The sequence below is a fragment of the Arcticibacter sp. MXS-1 genome (genome assembly GCF_041902385.1).
In the GTDB taxonomy this organism is placed as follows: Bacteria; Bacteroidota; Bacteroidia; order Sphingobacteriales; family Sphingobacteriaceae; genus Arcticibacter.
The window spans coordinates 875,901-896,686 of the sequence record NZ_CP169244.1 but is presented as its reverse complement, the minus strand read 5'-3'; the positions used below and the strand labels follow the sequence as shown (position 1 = coordinate 896,686).

General features: G+C 49.0%; 17 protein-coding genes and 1 pseudogene. 5 read left to right on the top strand and 13 right to left on the bottom strand.

What is annotated here, in order from left to right; all coding sequences use genetic code 11:
• Window positions 1-169: 169 nt before the first annotated feature.
• The 6 genes from ACES2C_RS03725 to tilS form a co-directional block, all read right to left on the bottom strand.
• Window positions 170-1,018 (bottom strand): transposase, encoded by an 849-nt coding sequence (locus tag ACES2C_RS03725; RefSeq protein WP_374164962.1) that lies wholly within the window; start codon window positions 1,016-1,018, stop codon window positions 170-172.
• A gap of 115 nt (window positions 1,019-1,133) precedes the next feature.
• Entirely contained in the window at window positions 1,134-1,499 is a 366-nt protein-coding gene (locus ACES2C_RS03720; protein WP_374163170.1) for a transposase, read from the bottom strand.
• Between the two features lie 120 nt (window positions 1,500-1,619).
• Window positions 1,620-2,339: a bifunctional precorrin-2 dehydrogenase/sirohydrochlorin ferrochelatase gene (locus ACES2C_RS03715; RefSeq protein WP_374165666.1), complete on the bottom strand. Its 720-nt coding sequence runs from the start codon at window positions 2,337-2,339 to the stop codon at window positions 1,620-1,622.
• A 79-nt stretch (window positions 2,340-2,418) separates the two neighbouring features.
• Window positions 2,419-4,518, bottom strand: coding sequence for a nitrite reductase (locus tag ACES2C_RS03710; protein ID WP_374165665.1), 2,100 nt, complete (start codon window positions 4,516-4,518; stop codon window positions 2,419-2,421).
• An 88-nt stretch (window positions 4,519-4,606) separates the two neighbouring features.
• Entirely contained in the window at window positions 4,607-5,098 is a 492-nt protein-coding gene (locus ACES2C_RS03705; protein ID WP_374165664.1) for a hypothetical protein, read from the bottom strand.
• Complete coding sequence (gene tilS / locus ACES2C_RS03700) at window positions 5,088-6,437, bottom strand: tRNA lysidine(34) synthetase TilS (protein WP_374165663.1); 1,350 nt, start codon at window positions 6,435-6,437, stop codon at window positions 5,088-5,090. Before tilS ends, ACES2C_RS03705 begins: the two co-directional genes overlap by 11 nt.
• A 421-nt stretch (window positions 6,438-6,858) precedes the next feature.
• Here tilS and ACES2C_RS03695 point away from each other — a divergent pair, with 421 nt between their 5' ends.
• Window positions 6,859-8,283, top strand: coding sequence for an OstA-like protein (locus tag ACES2C_RS03695; protein ID WP_374165662.1), 1,425 nt, complete (start codon window positions 6,859-6,861; stop codon window positions 8,281-8,283).
• Window positions 8,232-9,305, top strand: a complete 1,074-nt coding sequence (locus ACES2C_RS03690) for a hypothetical protein (RefSeq protein WP_374165661.1) — start codon at window positions 8,232-8,234, stop codon at window positions 9,303-9,305. The genes ACES2C_RS03695 and ACES2C_RS03690 overlap by 52 nt, the downstream gene beginning before the upstream one ends.
• Before the next feature lie 450 nt (window positions 9,306-9,755).
• On the opposite strand, the gene rdgB is transcribed toward ACES2C_RS03690, so the two are convergent.
• Both rdgB and ACES2C_RS03680 read right to left on the bottom strand, forming a co-directional pair.
• Window positions 9,756-10,340 carry an RdgB/HAM1 family non-canonical purine NTP pyrophosphatase gene (gene rdgB / locus ACES2C_RS03685; protein ID WP_374166901.1) on the bottom strand — a complete coding sequence of 195 codons (585 nt, stop codon included), beginning with the start codon at window positions 10,338-10,340 and terminating at the stop codon, window positions 9,756-9,758.
• A gap of 47 nt (window positions 10,341-10,387) precedes the next feature.
• Window positions 10,388-10,987 (bottom strand): hypothetical protein, encoded by a 600-nt coding sequence (locus tag ACES2C_RS03680; protein ID WP_374165660.1) that lies wholly within the window; start codon window positions 10,985-10,987, stop codon window positions 10,388-10,390.
• Between the two features lie 285 nt (window positions 10,988-11,272).
• On the opposite strand from ACES2C_RS03680, the gene ACES2C_RS03675 reads away from it, so the two are divergent.
• From ACES2C_RS03675 to ACES2C_RS03665, 3 genes are all read left to right on the top strand, one after another.
• Window positions 11,273-12,622, top strand: a complete 1,350-nt coding sequence (locus ACES2C_RS03675) for a peptidylprolyl isomerase (protein WP_374165659.1) — start codon at window positions 11,273-11,275, stop codon at window positions 12,620-12,622.
• Window positions 12,623-12,858: 236 nt separating this feature from the next.
• Window positions 12,859-13,821, top strand: coding sequence for an AAA family ATPase (locus ACES2C_RS03670; protein ID WP_374165658.1), 963 nt, complete (start codon window positions 12,859-12,861; stop codon window positions 13,819-13,821).
• A gap of 378 nt (window positions 13,822-14,199) precedes the next feature.
• Window positions 14,200-15,231 (top strand): IS110 family transposase, encoded by a 1,032-nt coding sequence (locus ACES2C_RS03665; protein WP_374165657.1) that lies wholly within the window; start codon window positions 14,200-14,202, stop codon window positions 15,229-15,231.
• Between the two features lie 297 nt (window positions 15,232-15,528).
• Here ACES2C_RS03665 and ACES2C_RS03660 read toward each other — a convergent pair whose 3' ends face one another.
• The 5 genes and pseudogenes from ACES2C_RS03660 to ACES2C_RS03640 all read right to left on the bottom strand — a co-directional run bounded on the left by ACES2C_RS03660 (window position 15,529) and on the right by ACES2C_RS03640 (window position 20,768).
• Window positions 15,529-16,380, bottom strand: a complete 852-nt coding sequence (locus ACES2C_RS03660; protein ID WP_374165656.1) for a hypothetical protein — start codon at window positions 16,378-16,380, stop codon at window positions 15,529-15,531.
• A 170-nt stretch (window positions 16,381-16,550) separates the two neighbouring features.
• Window positions 16,551-18,009 (bottom strand): annotated as a pseudogene (gene cysS, locus ACES2C_RS03655) (cysteine--tRNA ligase).
• Window positions 18,010-18,043: 34 nt separating this feature from the next.
• Entirely contained in the window at window positions 18,044-19,165 is a 1,122-nt protein-coding gene (locus ACES2C_RS03650) for an endonuclease/exonuclease/phosphatase family protein (protein ID WP_374165655.1), read from the bottom strand.
• Complete coding sequence (locus ACES2C_RS03645) at window positions 19,162-20,019, bottom strand: rhomboid family intramembrane serine protease (RefSeq protein ID WP_374165654.1); 858 nt, start codon at window positions 20,017-20,019, stop codon at window positions 19,162-19,164. Before ACES2C_RS03645 ends, ACES2C_RS03650 begins: the two co-directional genes overlap by 4 nt.
• Window positions 20,016-20,768, bottom strand: coding sequence for a rhomboid family intramembrane serine protease (locus ACES2C_RS03640; protein ID WP_374165653.1), 753 nt, complete (start codon window positions 20,766-20,768; stop codon window positions 20,016-20,018). The genes ACES2C_RS03645 and ACES2C_RS03640 overlap by 4 nt, the downstream gene beginning before the upstream one ends.
• Window positions 20,769-20,786: the final 18 nt, after the last annotated feature.

Here is a 20,786-nt window from a genome sequence, read left to right as displayed (position 1 = left end):
CGCTTTGGTACTAACCTGGTACAGATTTGAACCCGTGTGCTGTCGGCAAGTTCTGGTGTCAGGAATTTGCGTGGCTTCTCCTTCTGATGCGGGTGAGGGAAGAAAGGGAGTAGCTTGCCGCCTGTAAGAGCTGCGGGGGCAATAGTGGATCTGGACCAAAATCTGTGGACTAAGCAAATAATTTCATGAGTCTGAAGAGGAAAAAATTAACATTTCCTACCCCTCGGTACTGAGCTCTGAAAGCCTTAATTTTGGCATTGAAAGATTCGGCTGAAGCGTTTGTACTTCGGTTATCAAAGTAGTTCAAGATATTGTTGTGGTGGAGATTGATGGTTCTGGCAATGGTATTAAAAGATTTAAAGCCGGATTGCTCCACCTTCTCGTTCCACCGGGCCAGTCTTGCAAAGGCGTAGAGCTTATCTTTGGTGTTGCTGAATATCCAGGATAAGCCCCGGGTTAGCTGATAAGCTTTTTCCAGGGAAGGATATCGTTCAAAGAGCAAGGAAGCCCGCTCTGCCTGTTCAGCACTCCAGTTTTGTTGGTCCTTGTAGAGCAGATAGCGGCTTCTGGCCAGTAACTGCTTCAAGGTATCGCCATTGGATAGTATTTCAGGTGAATAGTTTGTTTTAGTTGCTTTGGCTTCTTCCAGAGCCTGATTCTCTGCATCAATGGCTTCCCAGCGGTATTTGATCCGTATTTCCTGTAGCGCTTCTGTGGCTAACTGCTGCACATGAAAGCGATCAATGACCTGCGAGGCCAAAGGAAAGCACTTTTTAGCGATCAAACTCATGTTACCAGCCAGATCCAAGGTGATCTCTCTGACCTTATTACGAAGTCTTTGGGGGATCTTTTGAAGCAGTGGAATGATGTTCTCCGAACGGGTACCTTCCATAATAGCAACCAGAGTGCCCTTTTTGCCTCTAGCTTCTTTATTGGTGACCACCGTATAGAGCTCACCCTGGGAAAGACTGGTCTCATCTATAGAGAGATAAGGACCGATGTTCTGTGGGAAGATCAAGCCTTTACGGGCATCGGTACGGTGCTCCCAATTCTTGTATTCACTGAGTTGATCGCGATAATAGCGCTGCAGCTTCTTGCCTTTGATCCCGTAAAAGGAGGCGATCGTCTGCAGACTATGTGGCTGGGTATCGACTGATTGCTTTTAAAAAAGCCGCGAAATCACTGGTGATCCGCGTTCCTATTGCTACAACATTCCAATCTCGGTGAACGACCTTACCTGTGTCCAGATTCCACCATCTACGTCGCTTAACATGCAAATACACTTCCTGTCCCCGTATGGGAAAGTCCTGCAGAATCACTTCATCAAAGAAGCCTTTGGAGAGTAACTTGTTGGTCTTATATTCTACCGGAATGGAGTTGATCTCTTCCAGGTAAATATGAATCCCGGTAGTGTCTTTTTTATGATCTGTCAACTGGAAATAATCGGATACCCCTTCAGGGATAATCAAGGGAAGTAGGGCTTTAAACGACTCGTGCATCTATCTAATTTCTGCACGCTAATATCTTACTTTTACTCTTCTCTCCACAACTTTTGTCCCTGTTCCGCAATAGTCAGAGGACGGGAAGGGGAGTTAAGGCAGCCTCCATGACGCTGATGCCTAGATCAGCCGGGAGAGTAAATAGCCGGCAAGGATTCCGGCCAGAACTAAAATGAATGACAGGAGAATGGAGGGTTTTCGCCGCGTCTTCGGCCTGTCCTGTTGCGCTGGGCTTTGCGCTAATACTTCAGTAATGCTGTTGAGCTTCCGTACTTTCTCAGAGAAGTCGCCCTTGAGCGAGTTTCGGATCTGCTGCATATTGGACAAGACGTCTTCTATTTCGTCGGGGAAGGTCTCGTTAAGTACCTCTTTTACCCTTTTTGCGATGGTGGGGGATTTTCCATTTGTCGAAATGGCGATCTTCAGGTTGCCTTTCTGAACGATGGAGCTTAAGTAGAAATCGCAGTAAGAAGGTTTATCTGCAACATTGGTGAGGACGCCTTTCGATTTACATGCGCGGTGAATTGCAGCGCTGGCTTCCGGATCGTTTACAGCAATGATGGCAACATCAACGTTTTGAAGATCCTCTTCGCGGAATGCTCTCTGTTCGTGGGCAATCTGATGCTTGTTGAGGAAAGTCTGCACCTGGGGGAAAATGTCGGTAGCGACAAGCCTTACCCGGGCGGCAGGGCAGTTGCCGAATATTGCTTCCAGTTTTTCAAGCGCGACATTTCCTCCGCCAACAAGCAGGAGATTTAAGTTCTCTAGCTTTAAGAAGATCGGAAAGAGATGATTGACCGCCGCTTGCGCTGGCGTAGTGTCTGTATGATCGTTTTGCATAAACTCGCTTCTGAACCGGTATGGTTCTTAACAGGGGACCTGGTAGCACTGTTTGAGGTCCCAGGTCCCCTGTTATATTTTATCCTTCTGCAAGCTGCATGTTCCGGAAAGCAGCAATCTGCTGGTTAAAGAGTCGCGACTGCTCCAGGTAATATTGGGCAAACTCTCTCGATGGTTCCTGCTGATTCAGCTGATACACGAGGTCGTTGAAACTTCCCGGCAGGCTGATCTTGCCGCTTTCAATGAAGTGAATATCAAAATCCTTTACGATGCCGGCCTGCGTATTTGTCTTGACACCTTCTGATACCAGCAGCGCTTTTGCGGAGTTGATAAAGCCTGTATAGCCGTGATAGATTGCGTCGGCATACTCAGCGCTCAGGAAGGCTTCTTCTCCCCATTCAATCCGCTCTTCTGCTTCAAAAAGAAGGGTAGCAACGAGGTCGATCATGACGCTTGCACATTCTCCTACCCCGATCGCTGGCTTGTATGGTTCACTGTGTTCCCAGTCGATGAAGTCATCAGGTGTAACGTTTTCCTGATTGGCAAGCGGGTTAAGCAGATCATAGAAGTAAATTTTGCCCTGCCGGTTATAGTAATCGTTGAACAGTTCGCCATCCTGGCTGTTAGCGGAATAGTCGGCAAGGAGCATACGGAGCACCTGAGGGCCTCTCTTGCTCGGTACTTTAATCACTTTTTCGGCAGCAACGCCGGTCCCGTCGCCGGTAATACCTCCTCCCAGGAGGACCTGCAGGGCAGGGGCGACCAGCTTTCCTATCTTCATACTGGAGCCGTGGAATCCAATGGCCGCCATGGCATGCTGGGCACAGGCATTAATGCAGCCGCTGATCTTGATGGTTATGTCCTTGTTGTAGATCAGCTCGGGATATTCTTCAAAAAGCACTCTTTCGAGCTCTCGCGTGATGCCGGTGCTGTTGGATATGCCCAAGTTACACGTATCGGTCCCGGGGCAGGACGTGATGTCGGAGATGCTTTCAAAGCCAGGAGTAGCGAGTCCCAGTTCGTCCAGTCGCACGAAAAGATAGGGCAGGTTCTCTTGCTTTACATAGCGGAGGAGGATGCCCTGTGTATTGGTAAGCCTGATATCGTCGGCCGCAAGCTGGCGCACAAGGTGAGCCAGCTGCCTGGCGATGGGCGTCTTGATGTTCCCGTTCTGGACACGGATCCCTACGGCTGCCAGGCCTTCCTGCTTCTGTCTGAAAACGTTCGTTTTGAGCCATTGCTCATATCGGCCCGGCTCTTTAAGCTCCGGCGCAGCGAATATCGTGTCGGGGATCGCGACAGTTGCTACCTCCCTTGAAATGTTATAAGTTTTGTTTTTGAGAGCGAGTCGCTCCTTCTCGGCAAGGTCCAGAAAGGCGTCCTTGCCAATCTCCTGTATGAGGTATTTCAGCCGGGCTTTATTCCTTTTTGCGCGTTCGCCATAGCGGTCGAAAATCCGAATCACGGCTTCTGCAAAGGGAATGATGAGATCTTCGTGCATGAAATCGGTGACCTCTTCCGCGATATGCGGCTGCGAGCCCAGCCCTCCTCCTAAAACAACTTTAAATCCTCTGATCTCTTCGCCGTTTTCAAACCGGACCTTAGGGATGAAGCCCAGGTCGTGCATGAACGCATAGGCCGTATCCTTTTCAGACGATGAAAAGGCGATCTTAAACTTCCGGCCCATATCCTGACAAATGGGATTGCGAAGGAGGTACTCGAAGAATGCGTGGGCGTATGGGGTGATGTCAAACGGTTCATCAGGATCAACGCCGGCCATAGAAGATCCGGTTACGTTTCTTACCGTATTACCGCAGGCCTCGCGGAGGGTGATTGCATCTTTTTGAAGCTCGGCCCATAATTCGGGAGTCCGCTCCAGGCTTACATAGTGGAGCTGGATGTCCTGACGGGTGGTAATATGCAGATTGCCGGTCGCGTAAGTATCCGAAACATCAGAAATGCGATCGAGCTGCTGTGTGGTTACACGTCCGTACGGGAGCTTGATCCTGATCATCTGAACGCCCGGCTGGCGTTGGCCGTAGACCCCTCTTGCAAGTCTCAGACTGCGGAACTTTTCTTCATGCAGCTTGCCTTCTCTGAAAAGCCTGATCTTCTTCTCTAATTCTATTATGTCTTTCTGTACCAGTGGGTTTTCCAGTTCTGATCTGAATCCTTGCATTCTCTATAGAGTTGATAGTTTTATCAAATATAATGATTAGAGGCTTTTCTCCGAAATATTTTTGATACTATCAAGTGTGCATGTGGGCTCAGAGGGCCGGAGCGGCCATCTCTTTTCGGATCGCTTCTTCCAGTTCGTCGGGACATTGGGTCCCGATGATGTACTCGAGTCCATCCCGGTCAATCAGGCTGATGGCCTGCTTTCCGCCGGCATAAAAGCGGACCTTTCCCTTGGTGTGAAGGTTATATACGGGATTGTTGATAATGTAGGAGCTGTATTTCACTCTTTCCACTTTCACAATGCTGTTGAGGTCGATCTTGACGAGTCGGGTGGTCCACAAGCCGTCGAGGATCACGCTTTGGTTAATGACAGTAGTGCGGTAATGGACCATGAAAAGCATGATCAGGGAAACAATGAGAATAGAAGAGCCGACAAGTAAAAAAAGTTCTCCATTTCGTTCCCGCTCGATGTTAATGTAATAGGCCGCGAAGCAAAAAAGGATCATCACCAGCCTGATACTGATCCTGTTGTAATCTCTTCCAAGATATTGCTTCTCGGTGAATGTGGCCTTACTGCTCATTTGTGTTAAGATTTTCTAAGATAAGAACTTTTTTTGTCTGCTGAGTGATTTTGTACCGGTCGTCAGAGCGGTAGCCGGCAATCCACAGGATGTCTCCGTTGCCGTTCACCAGAACAGGGATGTTGTCCTTCTCTGATAATGGTATTTTCTTTTCGGTGAAAAAGTCACTCAACTTCTTTTTTCCCTTCATCCCGAAAGGATAAAAAAAGTCCCCTTTATTCCATAGACGAAGCCGGAGAGGGAATTGTAACAGGTCCCTACTAAAATAAGCCCAATTTGGGTTTTTATTCAGCTGCAGGTCGGCGGCGTTGGCAACGCTTAGCCGGATCTTCTTATTATTCCACACGACGGTCACCGTATCTTCCTCTATCTGCGTTTCGGTCGTAGCATGCTCGGCGTTTTTCGAGAGGATCAGCTGCTGCCGGTCAAGGATCAGGAGGTACTCTGCTGAATGGAAGCGCTTTCCGGGCTGCCCGTCCCAGCAGGCCAGGAGGTCGTCGACAATGGTTTCGTTGAACCCATAGGGCTTTAAGAGCTCGAACAAGATGAGCTTCGCGGGCTTCAGCTCTTTTAGGGCAGCCAGAGGAATGCAGATCTGCCCGTCCTTCTTCTCCTGAAAGAGCGTGCTGCGCAGGCGGGTAATCTCGTTGTTTAGAAAGTCCTCCAGTTCGGCAAAGCGTCTGCTGTTTGCCAGAAAGGTAGTATCGAGGTCTTTGTTCAATTCCTCTAAAGGGGGAATTATCTTCAGCCTGATCTTGTTTCGCGCGTATTTGGAGGATGCATTGGAGCTGTCTTCCCTGTAGGCGATGTGATGGTCCTGTATATATCGATCAATCTCAGACCGCGAAAGGAAGAGCAGCGGCCGGATGATGTTGCCTCTTTTGGGCCGGATGCCATGCAGTCCGGAAATGCCGGTTCCTCTGACCATGTTGAGCAGAATGGTCTCCGTATTATCGCTGAGGTGATGGGCGGTGGCGACGTATTGATAGTTGTGCTCCGTCTGTATCTTTTCAAACCAGCTGTACCGAAGTTCACGCGCGGCCATCTGGATCGATATTCCCCTTGTTTCCGCCACGTGTTTGGTGTCGAAGCAGGTGGTGAAGAAAGGAACGCCCAGCGCGCCTGCTAATGTTCTTACAAATTGTTCGTCTTCGTCTGATTCTGCTCCCCGAAGGCTGAAGTTGCAGTGGGCAATACCAAAGTTGAGCTTAGCCTCGTTAAACAGATGCACCATGAAGACTGAGTCGCGCCCCCCGCTCACTGTCAGAAGTACGTTGTCTGAAACCCGGAAGAGTTGATTCTGCTGTACAAATGAGAGGAAGGCACCTAGAGGTAACATGGCTCAAAATTATCCAAATATCTTTAAATAGATAGGGAAGCGGAAAAAGATGGCGGAAAGCTTAAAGCGGAAAGCACAAAGCTGATAGCTTTCAGGTATCAGCCAAAGGCTAACTGCCAATAGCCAATAGCGGCCGACGGCTCGAGGCTTAAAGCGGAAAGCACAAAGCAGAAAGCCGTCAGCTAGCAGCGGAGAGCTTAAAGCTGATAGCTTTCAGGTATCAGCTATCAGCCAAAGGCTAGCGGCCAATAGCCAATAACGCCCAAAGGCCACTGAAGGCCATAAACATATAGAAGAAATTTGTCTAAGTTTGCAGCGTGAAGAAAGCTTTTTTCTTTTTGTCTTATTAATAACCCTTTTTCAGGTTTCGGCTCAGCGGAGAAGCCAGATACAGCTTACCAGCTCCCTGCGGGTGAAAGGCGTGGGAAATACTTCGGGAGCCCGTTTTATTCGTCCTGTTTTTGCACATGAGGGATCCACGCTGGCAGCTGACAGTGCCGACTACAATCAGGCTGCCAATGCCTTTGATGCATATGGGCATGTAGTGATTACCCAGCCCGACGGTACGGTAATTTATTCTGACGTCTTAAACTACGACGGAAATACGCGGGTTGCTATCCTGACCAATAACGTGAGGATGGTAGATAAGGATGCGATCCTTACTACCAATTACCTCAAATACAATATGGGGACCAAGATCGGGACTTATATCGGAGGCGGAAAGATTGAGAACGGGCAGAACGTGTTAACGAGTAAGAATGGCTACTACTTCGCTAATTCGCGTGATGCCTACTTCCGCTATGATGTGGTAGTGAATACTCCTGACGCCCTCATCAAGACTGACACCCTGAAGTACAATACGGAATCGAAAGTATCCTGGTTTTACGGCCCGACCAACATCTACGGCAAGGGGCAGAATAAGGAGTCTAAGCTGTACACCGAGAAAGGCCGGTATAACACCTTAACGGATCAGGCCTGGTTCGGCAAGAAGAACCATTACACCGAAGGTTCAAAGTCGCTAAAGGGCGACAGTCTCTATTATGATGGTAAAGCCGGGTTCGGAAAGGCAATCAATAACATTACCTTTCTTGATACGGTACAGAAAGTAATACTTAAAGGCAACCAGGGGATCTATCGGAAACGGGATGAAAGCGCTCTGGTAACGCGTAACGCTTACGTCGTGATAGAAACCGAGCAGGATTCAGCGACGGTAGACTCGATCTGGATGACGGCGGACACGCTCATCACCAAGCTGATCCCCCTCAAGCAGTTTGTGAAGGCCACCAATGAAGAGCTTAAATCAGATCAGGAGATCGCCACTGACCCTGTGATAGAAGGGGAGGGCATTGTGGTGCAGTCGGAGCCCGCACCTGCTGAACGGAAGCCTGAAAGTGCAACTGTAGCGCCGCCTGCCGAAAGCCGAAAGGAACGTCGCAAGCGGAAGCAGCAGGAGGATAAAAAGCAGGAGGACAAGAAGCCAGCAAAGGATGATAAAGCTGCTGCTGTGGTTACTGCTGCCGATAGCAGCAAGGTCGCTATTCCACCAGAACAAAAGAAAGGGGCTGTTGACGGGGTTGGTACTACCGACAGCAGCAAGGTTGCTGTTTCACAAACACGAAAAAAGGGCGGCATTGCTGGGGCTTCTCCCAGCGATAGTAGCAAGGTCGCTACTCCTCAAGCACAAAAAAAGGAAGTGTTGTGGGGGCTCCCGCTACGGACAACAGTAAGGTTGCTATTTCGCAAGCACAAAAGAAAGGGGTTGTTACCGGGACTCCCGCTGTCGATAGCAGCAAGGTGGCTAACCGCGCCGCGCTGGCAAGTCGTGGAAGGGGGGCAGATAGCTTAAAGAAAGCCGACACTTCAAAGGTGCCTCCAAGCGGCGCTGCTAAGCGGGGCAGCGTTCTTCATGGGCAGCCCGATTCTCTCAAAAAGGGTGCGGTACACAGAGATTCAGCAGGAAAGAAAGCAATCGACCCTGCTGATACAGCTAAAACAAGGGTCATTTACGCATTTCATAAAGTGAAGATTTTCAAGTCGGACCTGCAATCGCGCTCAGACTCGGCCTTTTACAGTTACGCAGACTCGATCATCAGGAGCTATAAGAATCCGATCATCTGGACGCAGGGCTCGCAGCTAACTGCCGACACGATCTATATGCAGATGAAAAACCGGAAGCTTGATAACATGTTGCTGCAGCACAACGGCTTTGTGGTTAGTACGGAAGGTGATTCATCGAAGTTCAACCAGGTAAAAGGGAAGGTGATCACAGGCGTCTTTAAAGACAATAAACTGGCGAGCATGTATATCGACGGCAATGCCGAGAGTGTCTATTATACGATGGAGGATAGCGTCTATAGCGGCATGAACCGATCGTTGAGCAGCAGGATGCGGCTCACGTTCGGCGACAATAAGCTGAAGCAGGTTATGTTCGTGCGGAAGCCGGAAGGGAAGTTCTATCCGATCGAGCGAATGCCTAAAGACATCGAGATCCTCGACGGTTTCATCTGGAAGCCGAAGGACAGGCCGAAGTCCAAGGAGGAGATCATACCTGATCTCAGGAAGCGAAGGTCCTCGTCTAAAGCGCCTGCCGGTCAGAAAAAGCCCGCTTCAAAGGCTACCCCCGCCGGTAAACAGGCGGTACAACCGGCAAAGGGAAATGTTTCAGGCGGAGCGAAAGCAGCAACTGCAGTTAGCGGGGCTAAAGGCAACACCAGTCCCGTCATGGGGAAGCCGGGGACAACAGCGGATACATTGAAAAAAGCTTTAGCCCCTGCTGCGGCGAAGGGAGGTGCGACAGCCGTTCCCGCTCCCACCAAGGGAGGTACGACACCTGCAAGGCCCGCTGTGAGGGATACCGTCCGGCGTTGATAAGTACCTCCAAAGCCAACTTGCATTGTGAAAAGGCTGCAGCTCTCTGCTCCCACCAAGGCAGGTACGACACCAGCAAGGCCCGCTGTGAGGGATACCGTCCGGCGTTGATACTTGCCTCAGGAGCGAATTTACTTAACGATACAAACGTGCTCGCCGGCAGCGATACTAAAGTCTTTGCTTAATGAAACTCCGCATTTGCTGCCTGGCGATCAGCTATTCCAGTATTGCCGCGATACGAATATTACTTCCTCAAGAAAGGATCACCTCGAACGACTTCTTTTGAGTAGTAGCCACTGCATGCTGGTGTCATTTCCCAACAGCGAAGTAGAGAGTACAGTCGTCAGGAAGCAAATGGCGTTGCAGCCTGGCCCGGCAACCAGCTGAAGGTTTTAATCTGAAAAGTCAGTTACTCAGGAAAGAGTTAAAAGCACGATTGTTTGTCTGCTTTTAAGCCTGGTCGTCCTTGATCAGGAACTCGACCAGCTTTGACACGGCTTGTCCCCGGTGGCTGATCCTGTTCTTCTCCTCGGCCGGCATTTCAGAAAAAGTTTGCTGATAACCTGCAGGTATGAATATGGGATCATATCCAAAGCCGGCAGTACCGGAAGCCTCCTCTGTGATCTGGCCTTCCACTACCCCTTCAAAAAAATGTTCTTCACCGTCCTGTAATAAGGAAATGACACAGCGGAAACGGGCACTCCGATTGCTCATGCCTCTCATTTTCTCGAGCACCAGCCCGAGGTTTGTTTGCGGGTCGCGTGAGCCGGAATAGCGCGCCGAGTATACCCCTGGTTCTCCGTTTAATGCATCTACTTCCAGTCCGGAATCGTCTGAAAAGCAGTCGACATGGAAGTGTTCGAGCAGGAAATGGCTTTTCTGGGAAGCGTTTTCATGAAAAGTGGTACCCGTCTCAGGGATATCATCAGTGCAACCTATTTCCTCGAGGGTCTGCAGGCGGAATCGGTTGCCAATCAGCGCCTGTACTTCTTCCAGCTTATGTTTATTATTTGTTGCAAATACCAGTGTCTTCATTTCTTCAGGGTTGTGAGTAACCATTGCAGGCTTTTCTAAACGCTGCCTTACAGCTTTTTCATTTCGGCCCAGAATGCACGTTTTCTGTCGTTATCTTTCAGCATGTCAGGGAAGCTGAAGGTGTAAAGGATGCGTAGTCCGTCCTGAGCGCCGAGTGCATTCATGGGAAGGTCTGAAAGCTTAAGGGCAGCCGGCTGAACACCGAACAGAACAATGCTGCTGCAGGCAAAGAAGTTTTTCAGTTGCAGGTAGCTTGCGCCAGGATAATGAGCAAGGTTAAGGATAGCTACGTCTTTCAGCTCCATCTTTTTGGCCGCCAGGATGCTCTTCAGTGCGTCCAGTTCGGCTGATGGCAGATACTTCTGACCGGGAGTATGGTGCACCAGAAGTATGTACTTGTTATTTTCTCCCTGATAGTCGAACACAGGCTGCTGATCCGCCCGTGCGTCTGACGGCCCTGCGGCTAAAGCGGGCTTTATTGCTTCCGTTGCCGGTGCTTCTGAGCGCCCTGCGGCTGCAGCTGGCTTTATTGATTCCGTCGTTGCAGCTTTTGCGGGCACCGCTTTCATCTCCTCCTTCAATCCGTAAATGTCCTCCGTCATCAAAAAGTGCAGAGCTACCGGATGCGATGTCTTAAGTTCTGTCATCGCTCAAAAATAATAATCTCCGTCTGTTAAAAATAGTTAAATCAGCTTTTCGTTATAAGTTAGGACGAGGTTTTAGGCTACCTTTAAAGCTGAAAATGAGAATAGCGGTAGGATGACGGAAATAATAGATTATATCTGTATTTTCGCGGGTGCTATCTTTTTGGCTAATTGTGTGATCCTTTTTTCTTTAAGGAGGGATGCAGGGCTGCTAAACTTGTCATGAAGAGGGCTTAAAATAAAATAGATCAGGCGCAGAAAGCTGCTGCCTTAAGTACAAAACATAGAATGAGAAAAATTTCAGCGATCATCATCGTATTGCTTGCTTCGGTTAATGTTCTTTTTGGTCAGGGCACAACCATTAATAAAATTGTTGCGGTAGTGGGGGATAATATTATTCTTCAGTCGGATATTGAACGGGAGTATTCCAACTATGTACTGCAGGGGAATCCGCAAAACCCGGAGGTGAAGTGCCAGGTACTGCAGCAGATGCTCACTCAAAAGCTGCTTACTCAGCAGGCAGTGATCGACTCGGTTACTGTGACTGATGACGACGTGACCAACGAGGTTGACAGGAGGATGCGGGTGTTTATTCAGCGGGCAGGAGGCCAGGAGCGCCTGGAGCAGTTCCTGAACCGGTCGGTGATCCAGTACAAGGAGGAAATCCGGCCTGACGTTCGCGAGCAGCTCGTAGCCAATAAAATGCATGGCAAGATCACTGAAAATATCGGTGTGACTCCTCTGGAGGTGAAGCGGTTTTTTCAGTCTATTCCAAAAGACAGCCTTCCTGACTACAACGCGGAGGTAGAAGTTGGTGAAATTGTGGTCTATCCCAAGCTGACCAAGGAGGAGAAGGAATCGTTCAGGAACAAGGCAGAAGCCCTGAGGGCAAGGGTGAAGGCGGGTGAAGACTTCGCTACGCTGGCTCGCTTGTATTCTCAGGATCCTGGCTCTGCTTCCGAAGGTGGCGACCTTGGTTTCTTTGACCGCAGTTCGATGGTAAAGGAGTTTGCTGCAACGGCTTTTCGCTTGAAAGCAGGGGAGTTGTCGCCGGTGTTTGAGACAGAATATGGCTTCCATTTCCTGCAGGTGCTTGAGCGCAGGGGCGAGCAGGTGCATGCCCGCCATATGCTGATCAAGACCGAGGCCCCTTTGGCAAGTCTGGACCGGGCGAAGCTTCAGATAGACAGTATCTACAAAGGGGTGGCTGAAAAAAAGATACCTTTCTCTACCGCGGCGTCTCTGTACTCCGACAATAACGACACAAAATACAATGGCGGCATGATGATGAATGCGGAGAACGTTCAAACCCGTACCACCTATATCCCTACCGATAAGTTAGATCCTTCGGTTTTCTTTGCGATTGACACGATGAAGGTTGGCGAGTATTCAAAGCCTTATCAGTTTACTTCAAGGGACGGGAAGAAAGGATATCGGTTTGTTTATCTGAAGTCAAGGACGGAGCCGCATAAGGCGAATCTGGACCAGGACTTTCCAAAGATTAAGGAGATGGCCTACGAGGACAAGGTAGAGCGCCGTGTGAGTGAGTGGTTCCAGAAACGCAGGGAGTCGACCTATATTAAAATTGACCCTGAGTTTCAGACGTGTTCGAGTCTGAAAATGTGGGTTGCGCAATAAGTTCCTGAGGAACGGGCCTGCAGCAGCCATAAAGTTGGTTGAATGTTCTTTGTGATTGAGAAGCAACGAACTTACGTAAGAAACATACGTGAGCTGCGGTCTCAAGCGAGGATGAAAGTTAGATGAGTGTTCTTTGTAGCCCTTAACTTAGCGAAGCGATCTCATTGAGGCCTTTAAAAAAGCATTTAATTATCTCAATAAGACAGATACACTTTCACAAAAAACAGCTTTTGCCTATGACTTATAGTTCCGATGTTGAAGGGCTCGACGCACTAAGTGCCGCCTATAAGAAGATCAGGCATGAGATCAGCCATGTGATTGTTGGTCAGGACGAGGTGGTAAAGTCGGTACTGATCTCTATTTTCAGCAATGGACATTGCCTTTTAGTGGGAGTGCCGGGCCTGGCAAAGACCCTTCTTGTAAATACGCTGGCTCAGGTGCTCGACTTGAGTTACAACCGCGTTCAGTTCACTCCTGATCTGATGCCTTCGGACATCCTGGGCTCGGAGATCCTTGGAGAGGACCGCTCCTTTAAGTTCATCAAGGGACCGGTGTTCTCGCATATCATTCTGGCCGATGAGATCAACCGTACTCCTCCAAAAACGCAGGCTGCTTTGCTTGAAGCGATGCAGGAGAAGATCGTTACCATCGGCGGTAAAACGCATCCCCTGCCACGCCCGTTTTTTGTTCTGGCTACTCAGAACCCCATTGAGCAGGAGGGTACTTACCCTCTTCCCGAGGCACAGCTGGATCGCTTTATGTTTAACGTGCTGTTATCGTATCCTGAGTTTGAGGATGAGGTACGGGTGGTTAAAAATACCACGGTTAACCGTGAGGTTGCGCTACAGAAGGTTCTTGGAGCAGAGCAGATTGAGTATTTTCAGAAGCTGATAAGGAATGTTCCCGTAACGGACCACGTGCTGGAGTATGCCGTACGCCTTGCAGCGAAGACGCGTCCTGGCACAAAGCTCGCAACAGACGACGTGAACCGCTTCCTCAGCTGGGGAGCAGGCCCAAGAGCGTCTCAATTCCTTGTTTTAGGGGCGAAGTGTCACGCGGCCATTTCCGGGAAGTATTCGCCGGATATAGAAGATGTACAGGCAGTTGCAGAGCCTATATTGCGACACCGGATCGTGCGAAACTATAAGGCTGAAGCAGAAGGCGTCTCGGCGGAAGAACTGATTAGAAGGCTGTTTTAGGCTGTTGGCGGTTGGCGTTGAGCTTTTAGCTTTCAGCAATCAGCTTTCAGCAATCAGCTTTCAGCAATCAGAAAAGCTGAATCTGAAGGCAGAAAGCTGATAGCCGAAAGCCGAAAGCTCCTATGTTTGCACGATTAAAAAAGGGAGATAAAGAAGATAAGATACCAATAAATTTGAAGGAAAAAAGTGAAAAAGGGTGAGAGCGCACCGAACGCTAAGCAACCTCAAGGTATGCAGACTTTCAGATTACAGCCTCACCTTTTTTACTCTCTTAGAGTTTGAACAGAATGTAAGGAATACCTCAGAGGTATATCCAGAATATCCAACAGGAGAAAAAACGGAGAGAGACCTTCACTTAAAGTAAAACAAAAGATTGGTATGAAAACCGTAGTAAAACAGGTAGCAGGTATTGATGTAGCACAAAAAGAATTAGTTGTATCCCTGGGAAAGATGGATCAGCAATGGACACCTAAGATCGTAGGACATAAGACCTTCACTAATAACAGTAAGGGTTTTAATGAATTGCGTGCCTGGGTCAGTAAACAGTGTGATGATCAGGTTGAAGTACGTTATGTTATGGAATCCACCGGAGTGTATCATGAAGCTTTGGCTTATTATCTTTCAGGGGAAGGATGTGCAGTGAGTATTGTCCTGCCCAATAAAATCAGTAATTACTTCAGGACCCTGAAAGTAAGGACCATTACAGACAAAAGCGCCAGTGAAGCCATCTGTCTGTTTGGCCTTGAACGTAAGTTGGATGATTGGAAGCGGGCAGTCCCGCTCTATAAAACACTCAGGCAACTTACCCGTGAAAGGGACCAGTTGCAGCAGGAGCTGAACCAGTTGCAAAACCAAAAACATGCAGAGCTGGCCGAAGCAGAGCCCAATGAAGGCACCCTTACCCGGCTTAACAAACGGATTAAACTATTAAAAGACCAGGCCGCAGAGATCTGGGCGGAAATCAGAGAGATGCTTGCCAAAAATCAAAAAGTAAGTGCAACTGTAAAACAGCTCACCTCTATTCCAGGTGTAGGTGCCCTTACGGCAGTGATCGTACTGGCAGAAACCAATGGCTTTGATCTGATACGCAATCAGAAGCAGCTTACCGCCTACGCAGGCCTGGACGTCAAAGAAAAGCAGTCGGGAACTTCCGTAAAGGGGAAAGCCCAGATATCTAAAAGAGGGAACCGGCATTTGAGAAAGGCGATGCACTTTCCAGCCCTTACAGCAATCAGGCACGATGTTCACTTTAAAGCTGTGTATCTCAGGATAGTGGAGAAACAAGGAATCAAGATGAAAGCTGTTGTGGCGGTACAAAGAAAAATACTGGCTTTAATGTACACCTTATACCGTAGTGGCAAAGAATACGATAAAGATTATCTTCAAAAAAATACAGATAGAAAAGAATGAGGCGGAACGACGACAAACAGCTTAAAATAGTTAGAGTAGCAGTCATAGACCGCTACTCTAAAGAGGCTGGCTCAAGGCCGCCTTGGTTATACAAAAATACAAAAAAATTAATTTTATTATTTGGTTCTTAACACAGAATCTGAAGGCTGAAGGCTGAAAGCAGAAAACAACTTACAAGACGCGCCTATAACTTACAACCTGCCGCTCCGGACTCATATCCCGCAACTCAAATCTCATATCTCACAACTTAGAACTTACAACTTACAACTTAAAACTTACAACTCCCCGCCACGCCACTTATTCTGCCTCTGTGAAGAGCTCCAGGATGACATTCCATTTGTAGCCGGGCTGCACTTCCCAGATCCGGATGTAGTTGTATTTTTTAGCGAGGATATCCGCCATGCCGTAGGTAAAAGCGATTTCTCCGCTGTAAGCGCGGTCCACTTTGGCGGGTTCTGTAAGGGCCTTCAGGCCGTTCTTCTTCCAGAATTCCATGATGGCTTTCTTGCCTACGATGGGCTCATTCCCCGGGAACAACAGCCAGCTCGTTTCGGTAAGGAACTCATTCTGCGCTATGCGGTTATCAGCACGGGTAACAGTGGATAAGAGCTTGTCGGAGCTGAAGACAATATCTTCCCGTTGCTTCAGCCGGCTGTTCGACTGCTGGTGCAGAAATATTTCATTTGATGGGCTGATGAACGTCTTTTTTATTTCAGCTGTAGGCTTTTTATGGGCAATTCCGGCATCGAGTGCCAGTTTCCATGTGTTCTTGGTTTTCTTCCATACGGAGACATACGTGCCATAGAAGGACTGGATGTCCGATTCATTCCTTTTATAAACATAGGGCCCTGCAGTGAAGCCCCAGTCGGAGCTCTTGGCAATCTTGGCATATACAGGTTCGTGCGACAGAAACCCGATGCTGTCGGGCTGGTTTTTATAAAAGTCGCGGCAGAGAAGAGGCCCCGGCCTGAACACGATGGTGTTATTGTCGGATATAGACAGAAAGGTTTTCTTCAAGCCCTTCGTCCTGACCTGTTCATTGAAATAGTTCTCGGCGGCAAGGATCTGATTTACTTTGTCTGACGATTCCTGGGAAAAAGCTCTGGAAAAAATTGTGAGAAAGAGGAGCAGGCTGAAAGTTGCTTTCATTAATCTTTAGCTATAAGTATTCAATATATGGCGTGCCGTTATTGGAAGACATGATGCTTCCGGCAAAGTGGCCGGCCCTGGTGAACCAACCAGGGCCAAAGCATAACGGCGAAAACCGGCGATTGTTTTTACCATCAAGATCTGTACAGCCGAACAGCGATGCTGAGCTCCTAGAGCTTGCTCCAGCTTGTACCTTCTTTGCTGTCTTTAAGCTGAATGCCCAGATCCTGCAGCCCGTTTCGTATCCTGTCTGAGGTTGCGTAGTCTTTGTTAGCTCTCGCTTCCAGACGGAGGTTGATGATAAACTCGACCAGCTTACCCAGGTCATCCGATTGTGACGTCTCTTCCCTCAGTCCGAGAATAGTATAAACGAAGTCATTCATCAGGCTTTTCAAAGCTTCGAGGTCGGCGCTGGTGATGGATGCCTTCCCGTCATTGATGCTGTTGATGATTCGGCCCGCTTCGAAGAGTTCGGCTATGACCACAGGACTGTTGAAGTCGTCGTTCATGGCATCGTAGCAGCGTTGTCTTAGCGACTCGATATCTACGTCTGAGCGGTCGGAAGTTTTAAGCTTGTCAAGCAACGCGCAGGCATTCATCAAGCGTTTGAACCCCTTCTCAGAGGCATCGAGCGCCTCGTTGGAGAAGTCAAGTGTGCTTCGGTAATGTGCCTGAAGCATAAAGAATCTGACGGTCATAGGAGAGTATCCTTTGTTGAGGAGGGGGTGATCTCCTGTGAAGAGCTCTCCGGGGAGGAAACCGTTCCCGGCAGATTTTGACATCCTTGCCCCGTTCACCGTCAGCATGTTGGTGTGCAGCCAGTAACGGGCCGGCTGGCTATGATGGCAGGCCTGCGACTGCGCGATCTCGTTCGTGTGATGAGTCGCAGCAAGGTCCATACCTCCGCCGTGGATGTCGAACGTATCACCCAGATACTTGCTGCTCATTGCCGAGCATTCGATGTGCCAGCCCGGGAAGCCCCATCCCCAGGGTGATGGCCAGCGCATAATATGTTCGGGCTTGGCCTTAATCCACAGCGCAAAGTCGAGGCGTCCTTTTTTTCATCCTGACCGCCGAGGTCGCGGGTATTGGCCAGCAGCTCCTCAATGTTGCGGTTGGTAAGGGCCGTATAGTTGTATTCCCTGCTGTATTTTTCTACATCAAAGTAAACGGTGCCGTTACGCTCGTAGGCATAGCCATTGTTTATGATCTCCTTCACCATCTCAATCTGCTCGGCAATGTGGCCGGTGGCAGTAGGCTCAATGCTTGGCGGCAGTGTATTGAACAGGCGTAGTACGTTATGAAATCCAAGCGTGTACCGCTGAACGATTTCCATTGGCTCCAGCTGCTCCAGACGGGCCTTTTTAGAGAACTTATCATCCCCCTCGTCGCGATCCCCCTCAAGGTGCCCGGCATCTGTAATATTACGCACGTAGCGTACCTTGTAGCCCAGATGCAGCAGATAGCGATAGATCAGGTCGAAAGAGATAAAGGTGCGGCAGTTGCCGAGGTGTACATCACTATATACGGTTGGGCCGCAAACGTACATGCCCACGAAGGGCGGGTTCAGCGGCTCAAATGTTTCTTTTTTCTTGATAATGTATTATAAACAACGAGGTTGCCAGTCATTCTGCAAACTTAATAATATCTTGTCAGCTTTGGATTATTTTAGCTCAAGATCGCTCACCAGGGGGTAGTGGTCAGACAGTTTCTTTTTGATGGTCAGGTAGCTCTTAACCTCAAAGTCGCGCGAGGAGAGAATGTAGTCGATCTGAAAATTAGGAAAATCTCCATTATAGGTGATTCCGAAGCCGCTTCCTTTTTCCCGAAAGCTATTGTTGTTGCCCCTGCAGAGTGTGTTGACGGCGAAGGAGGCAGGGGTGTCATTGAAATCGCCGGCTATCACATAGGGCAATTTGCATTCGCGCACATGGGCCTTCACCAGTAAGGCCTGCTCGCTTCTCTTGATAAATGCCCGCTTAAGCCGTCCGCCTATTCGTCGTGACGATTCCACATTGGTGTTAATGCCTTTCACGTTGCGGATATACTCGTAATCTTCGGGCTGGAAGCGGATAGACTGGAGATGGATGTTATACACCCGGAACTTTTTCCCGTTGAATTCAAAGTCAGCAAAAACAGCTTCGTTCCCCCGAACGGTATTAGGGAAATTGATCACTCCATGATTCTTTATAGGGAGTTTTGAAAAAAATGCCATTCCCTGCACCTCCCAGGGATTTTCAAAATCTTCATACAGGTAGTAGTGCTTAGATCCCAGTATTTCCTGTATGGCTTTCTTTATATTATTTTCGCCTCTTTTCTTTGAATAATATTCCTGAATGCATAGAATGTCGGGTTGTTCCCGGCGGATGATATCAAGCATCTGCAGCCGCACCGCCCGGTCGTTGTTCCCGGGGTTAAAAGGCTTGAAGTTATGTACGTTCCAGGTCATCACCCTGATCATATCCTGCGATGACTTTGGTACTTCGATGGCTGTTGATTCTCTGAATCCGATGGTGCTTAGCAGGAATTTTAGCCCAAGAAGTATTGTCAGACCGGGCAGCAGGGCATAAACGGGTTTTCGCAGGAGCCAGTAGATGAGGAACAGAAAGTTGATGCCCAGGAGAAAGGGGTAGCCCAGTCCTATGAAAGCGATGGGCCAGAATGCAGCAGGATTGACAAAAGAAGCCAGATAGCTCAGCAGCAGCAGCACGACGAAGCCCAGATTGGCAGCGAGGGCCGTTTTGCTAATAAATCCAATTTTTCTCTTCTTTTTCCTTCTCCTCATTCCTTGTTGCTGGCTTTGAACAACTGCTCCTTTTCTTTTTTGGTAAGGCTGTCGTACCCGGAGCGGGAGATCTTATCAAGGATGTTGTCGATCACCTCCTGATCAGGCACTGAGCTGGCCTGCTTGGAGCGGGTATCGTTCTTGATCACCCTCAGCCGCTTTTTCCTGTCGAAGATCTTACTCCAGTCGTGGCCGGCCTGGAGCTGTTTAATGAAAATGAAGCCGAACAATGCACCGCCAAGGTGGGCTATACTTCCTCCCGCGTTTAGTCCTGCAATGCCGATCACGTCGAGGAGGACATAGACCAGGACCAGGAATTTTAGCCTGACGGCACCGAAGAAAAGCAGACTGATGGAGTAGTCGGGAAGCAGCGTTGCCGTGGCCACCACTATTGCCATTACGCTTGCTGAAGCTCCGATAAGAGGCGGAGATAAAGCGACGGTCTCCTTAAAAGCCGGAAAAATATTGTAGGCAATGATAAACAATACAGCGCCCGCAATTCCGCCTGCAAGATAGGTGAAGGTGAACTGTCGTTTATTCAGAAAGTCTTCAAAGATGCGTCCCATCCAATAGAGCCAGAGCATGTTGAAAAAGAAGTGAAACAGCTCCCTGTGCGCGAACATGTAGGTGAAGGGAGTCCAGAATTTTCCAGCCAGTGAAGGGAGATAGGCCGGAACCGAAAGCTGGAGGGTAAGCCAGTCGGCAAGCGGCGCTCCTCCGGTAAACAGGAACTCGGCTACTGCCAGCAAGCCCAGCAGGACGAATATTGCTGCATTGATGCCAATAAAAAGGTTGAGCCTGCTTCCAGACTGAACCACCTTGTACCATAGTTCGTTGCTTATAGATCGTTTCATATAAAACCTCCCGGACGACGGATCTTCCAGATTTTCATTAAGATAAAACCGAATAATGCTCCTCCCAGGTGTGCAAAGTGCGCGACTGAGTCGCCTGAGAACTGAGCTACACCAAGGAATAATTCTATTACGATATAAACAGGAATTAAGTATTTCGCTTTTATAGGAACAGGAATTAAAAATACCATCAGCTCGGCATTAGGAAAAAGAAGACCGAAGGCCGTCAGGAGCCCGAAGATGGCACCCGATGCACCCAGCATAGGACCGAGGTAAATATTGGCTATGGTAGCCGCCTGCTCTTCGTTCAGCAGCTTTGGATTATAGGAGAACCTGCCGCTTGCGGCATCTATCATAAAGCTGCCGTTGCTGGTGATGTGCCCGATGATCTGATGCAGCTCTACTGCTTGAATCAGGTACTGCAGCGCCAGCGCTCCAAGGCCGGTGATCAGGTAGAAGTTCAGGAAGCGCTTTGATCCCATCATGTATTCGAGCACAGACCCGAAGCTGTACAATGCAAACATGTTGAAGAGGATGTGAGCAAAGGATGTGGGGCTGTGCATAAACATGTAGGTGATCGGTTGCCAGACGCGGAAATAGGGGGAGTCGGGATAGAATACCCCCAGGTACTGCACAATCGGAATATTGGGATTGCTTCTGAAAAGCATTGTTGCGAGGTAGAAGATCCCGTTAATAATTAACAGATTCTTTACTACAGGAGATATGTTGGCGAATGGAGATGGTCTGTTCATGCGTACAAATGGCCGGAG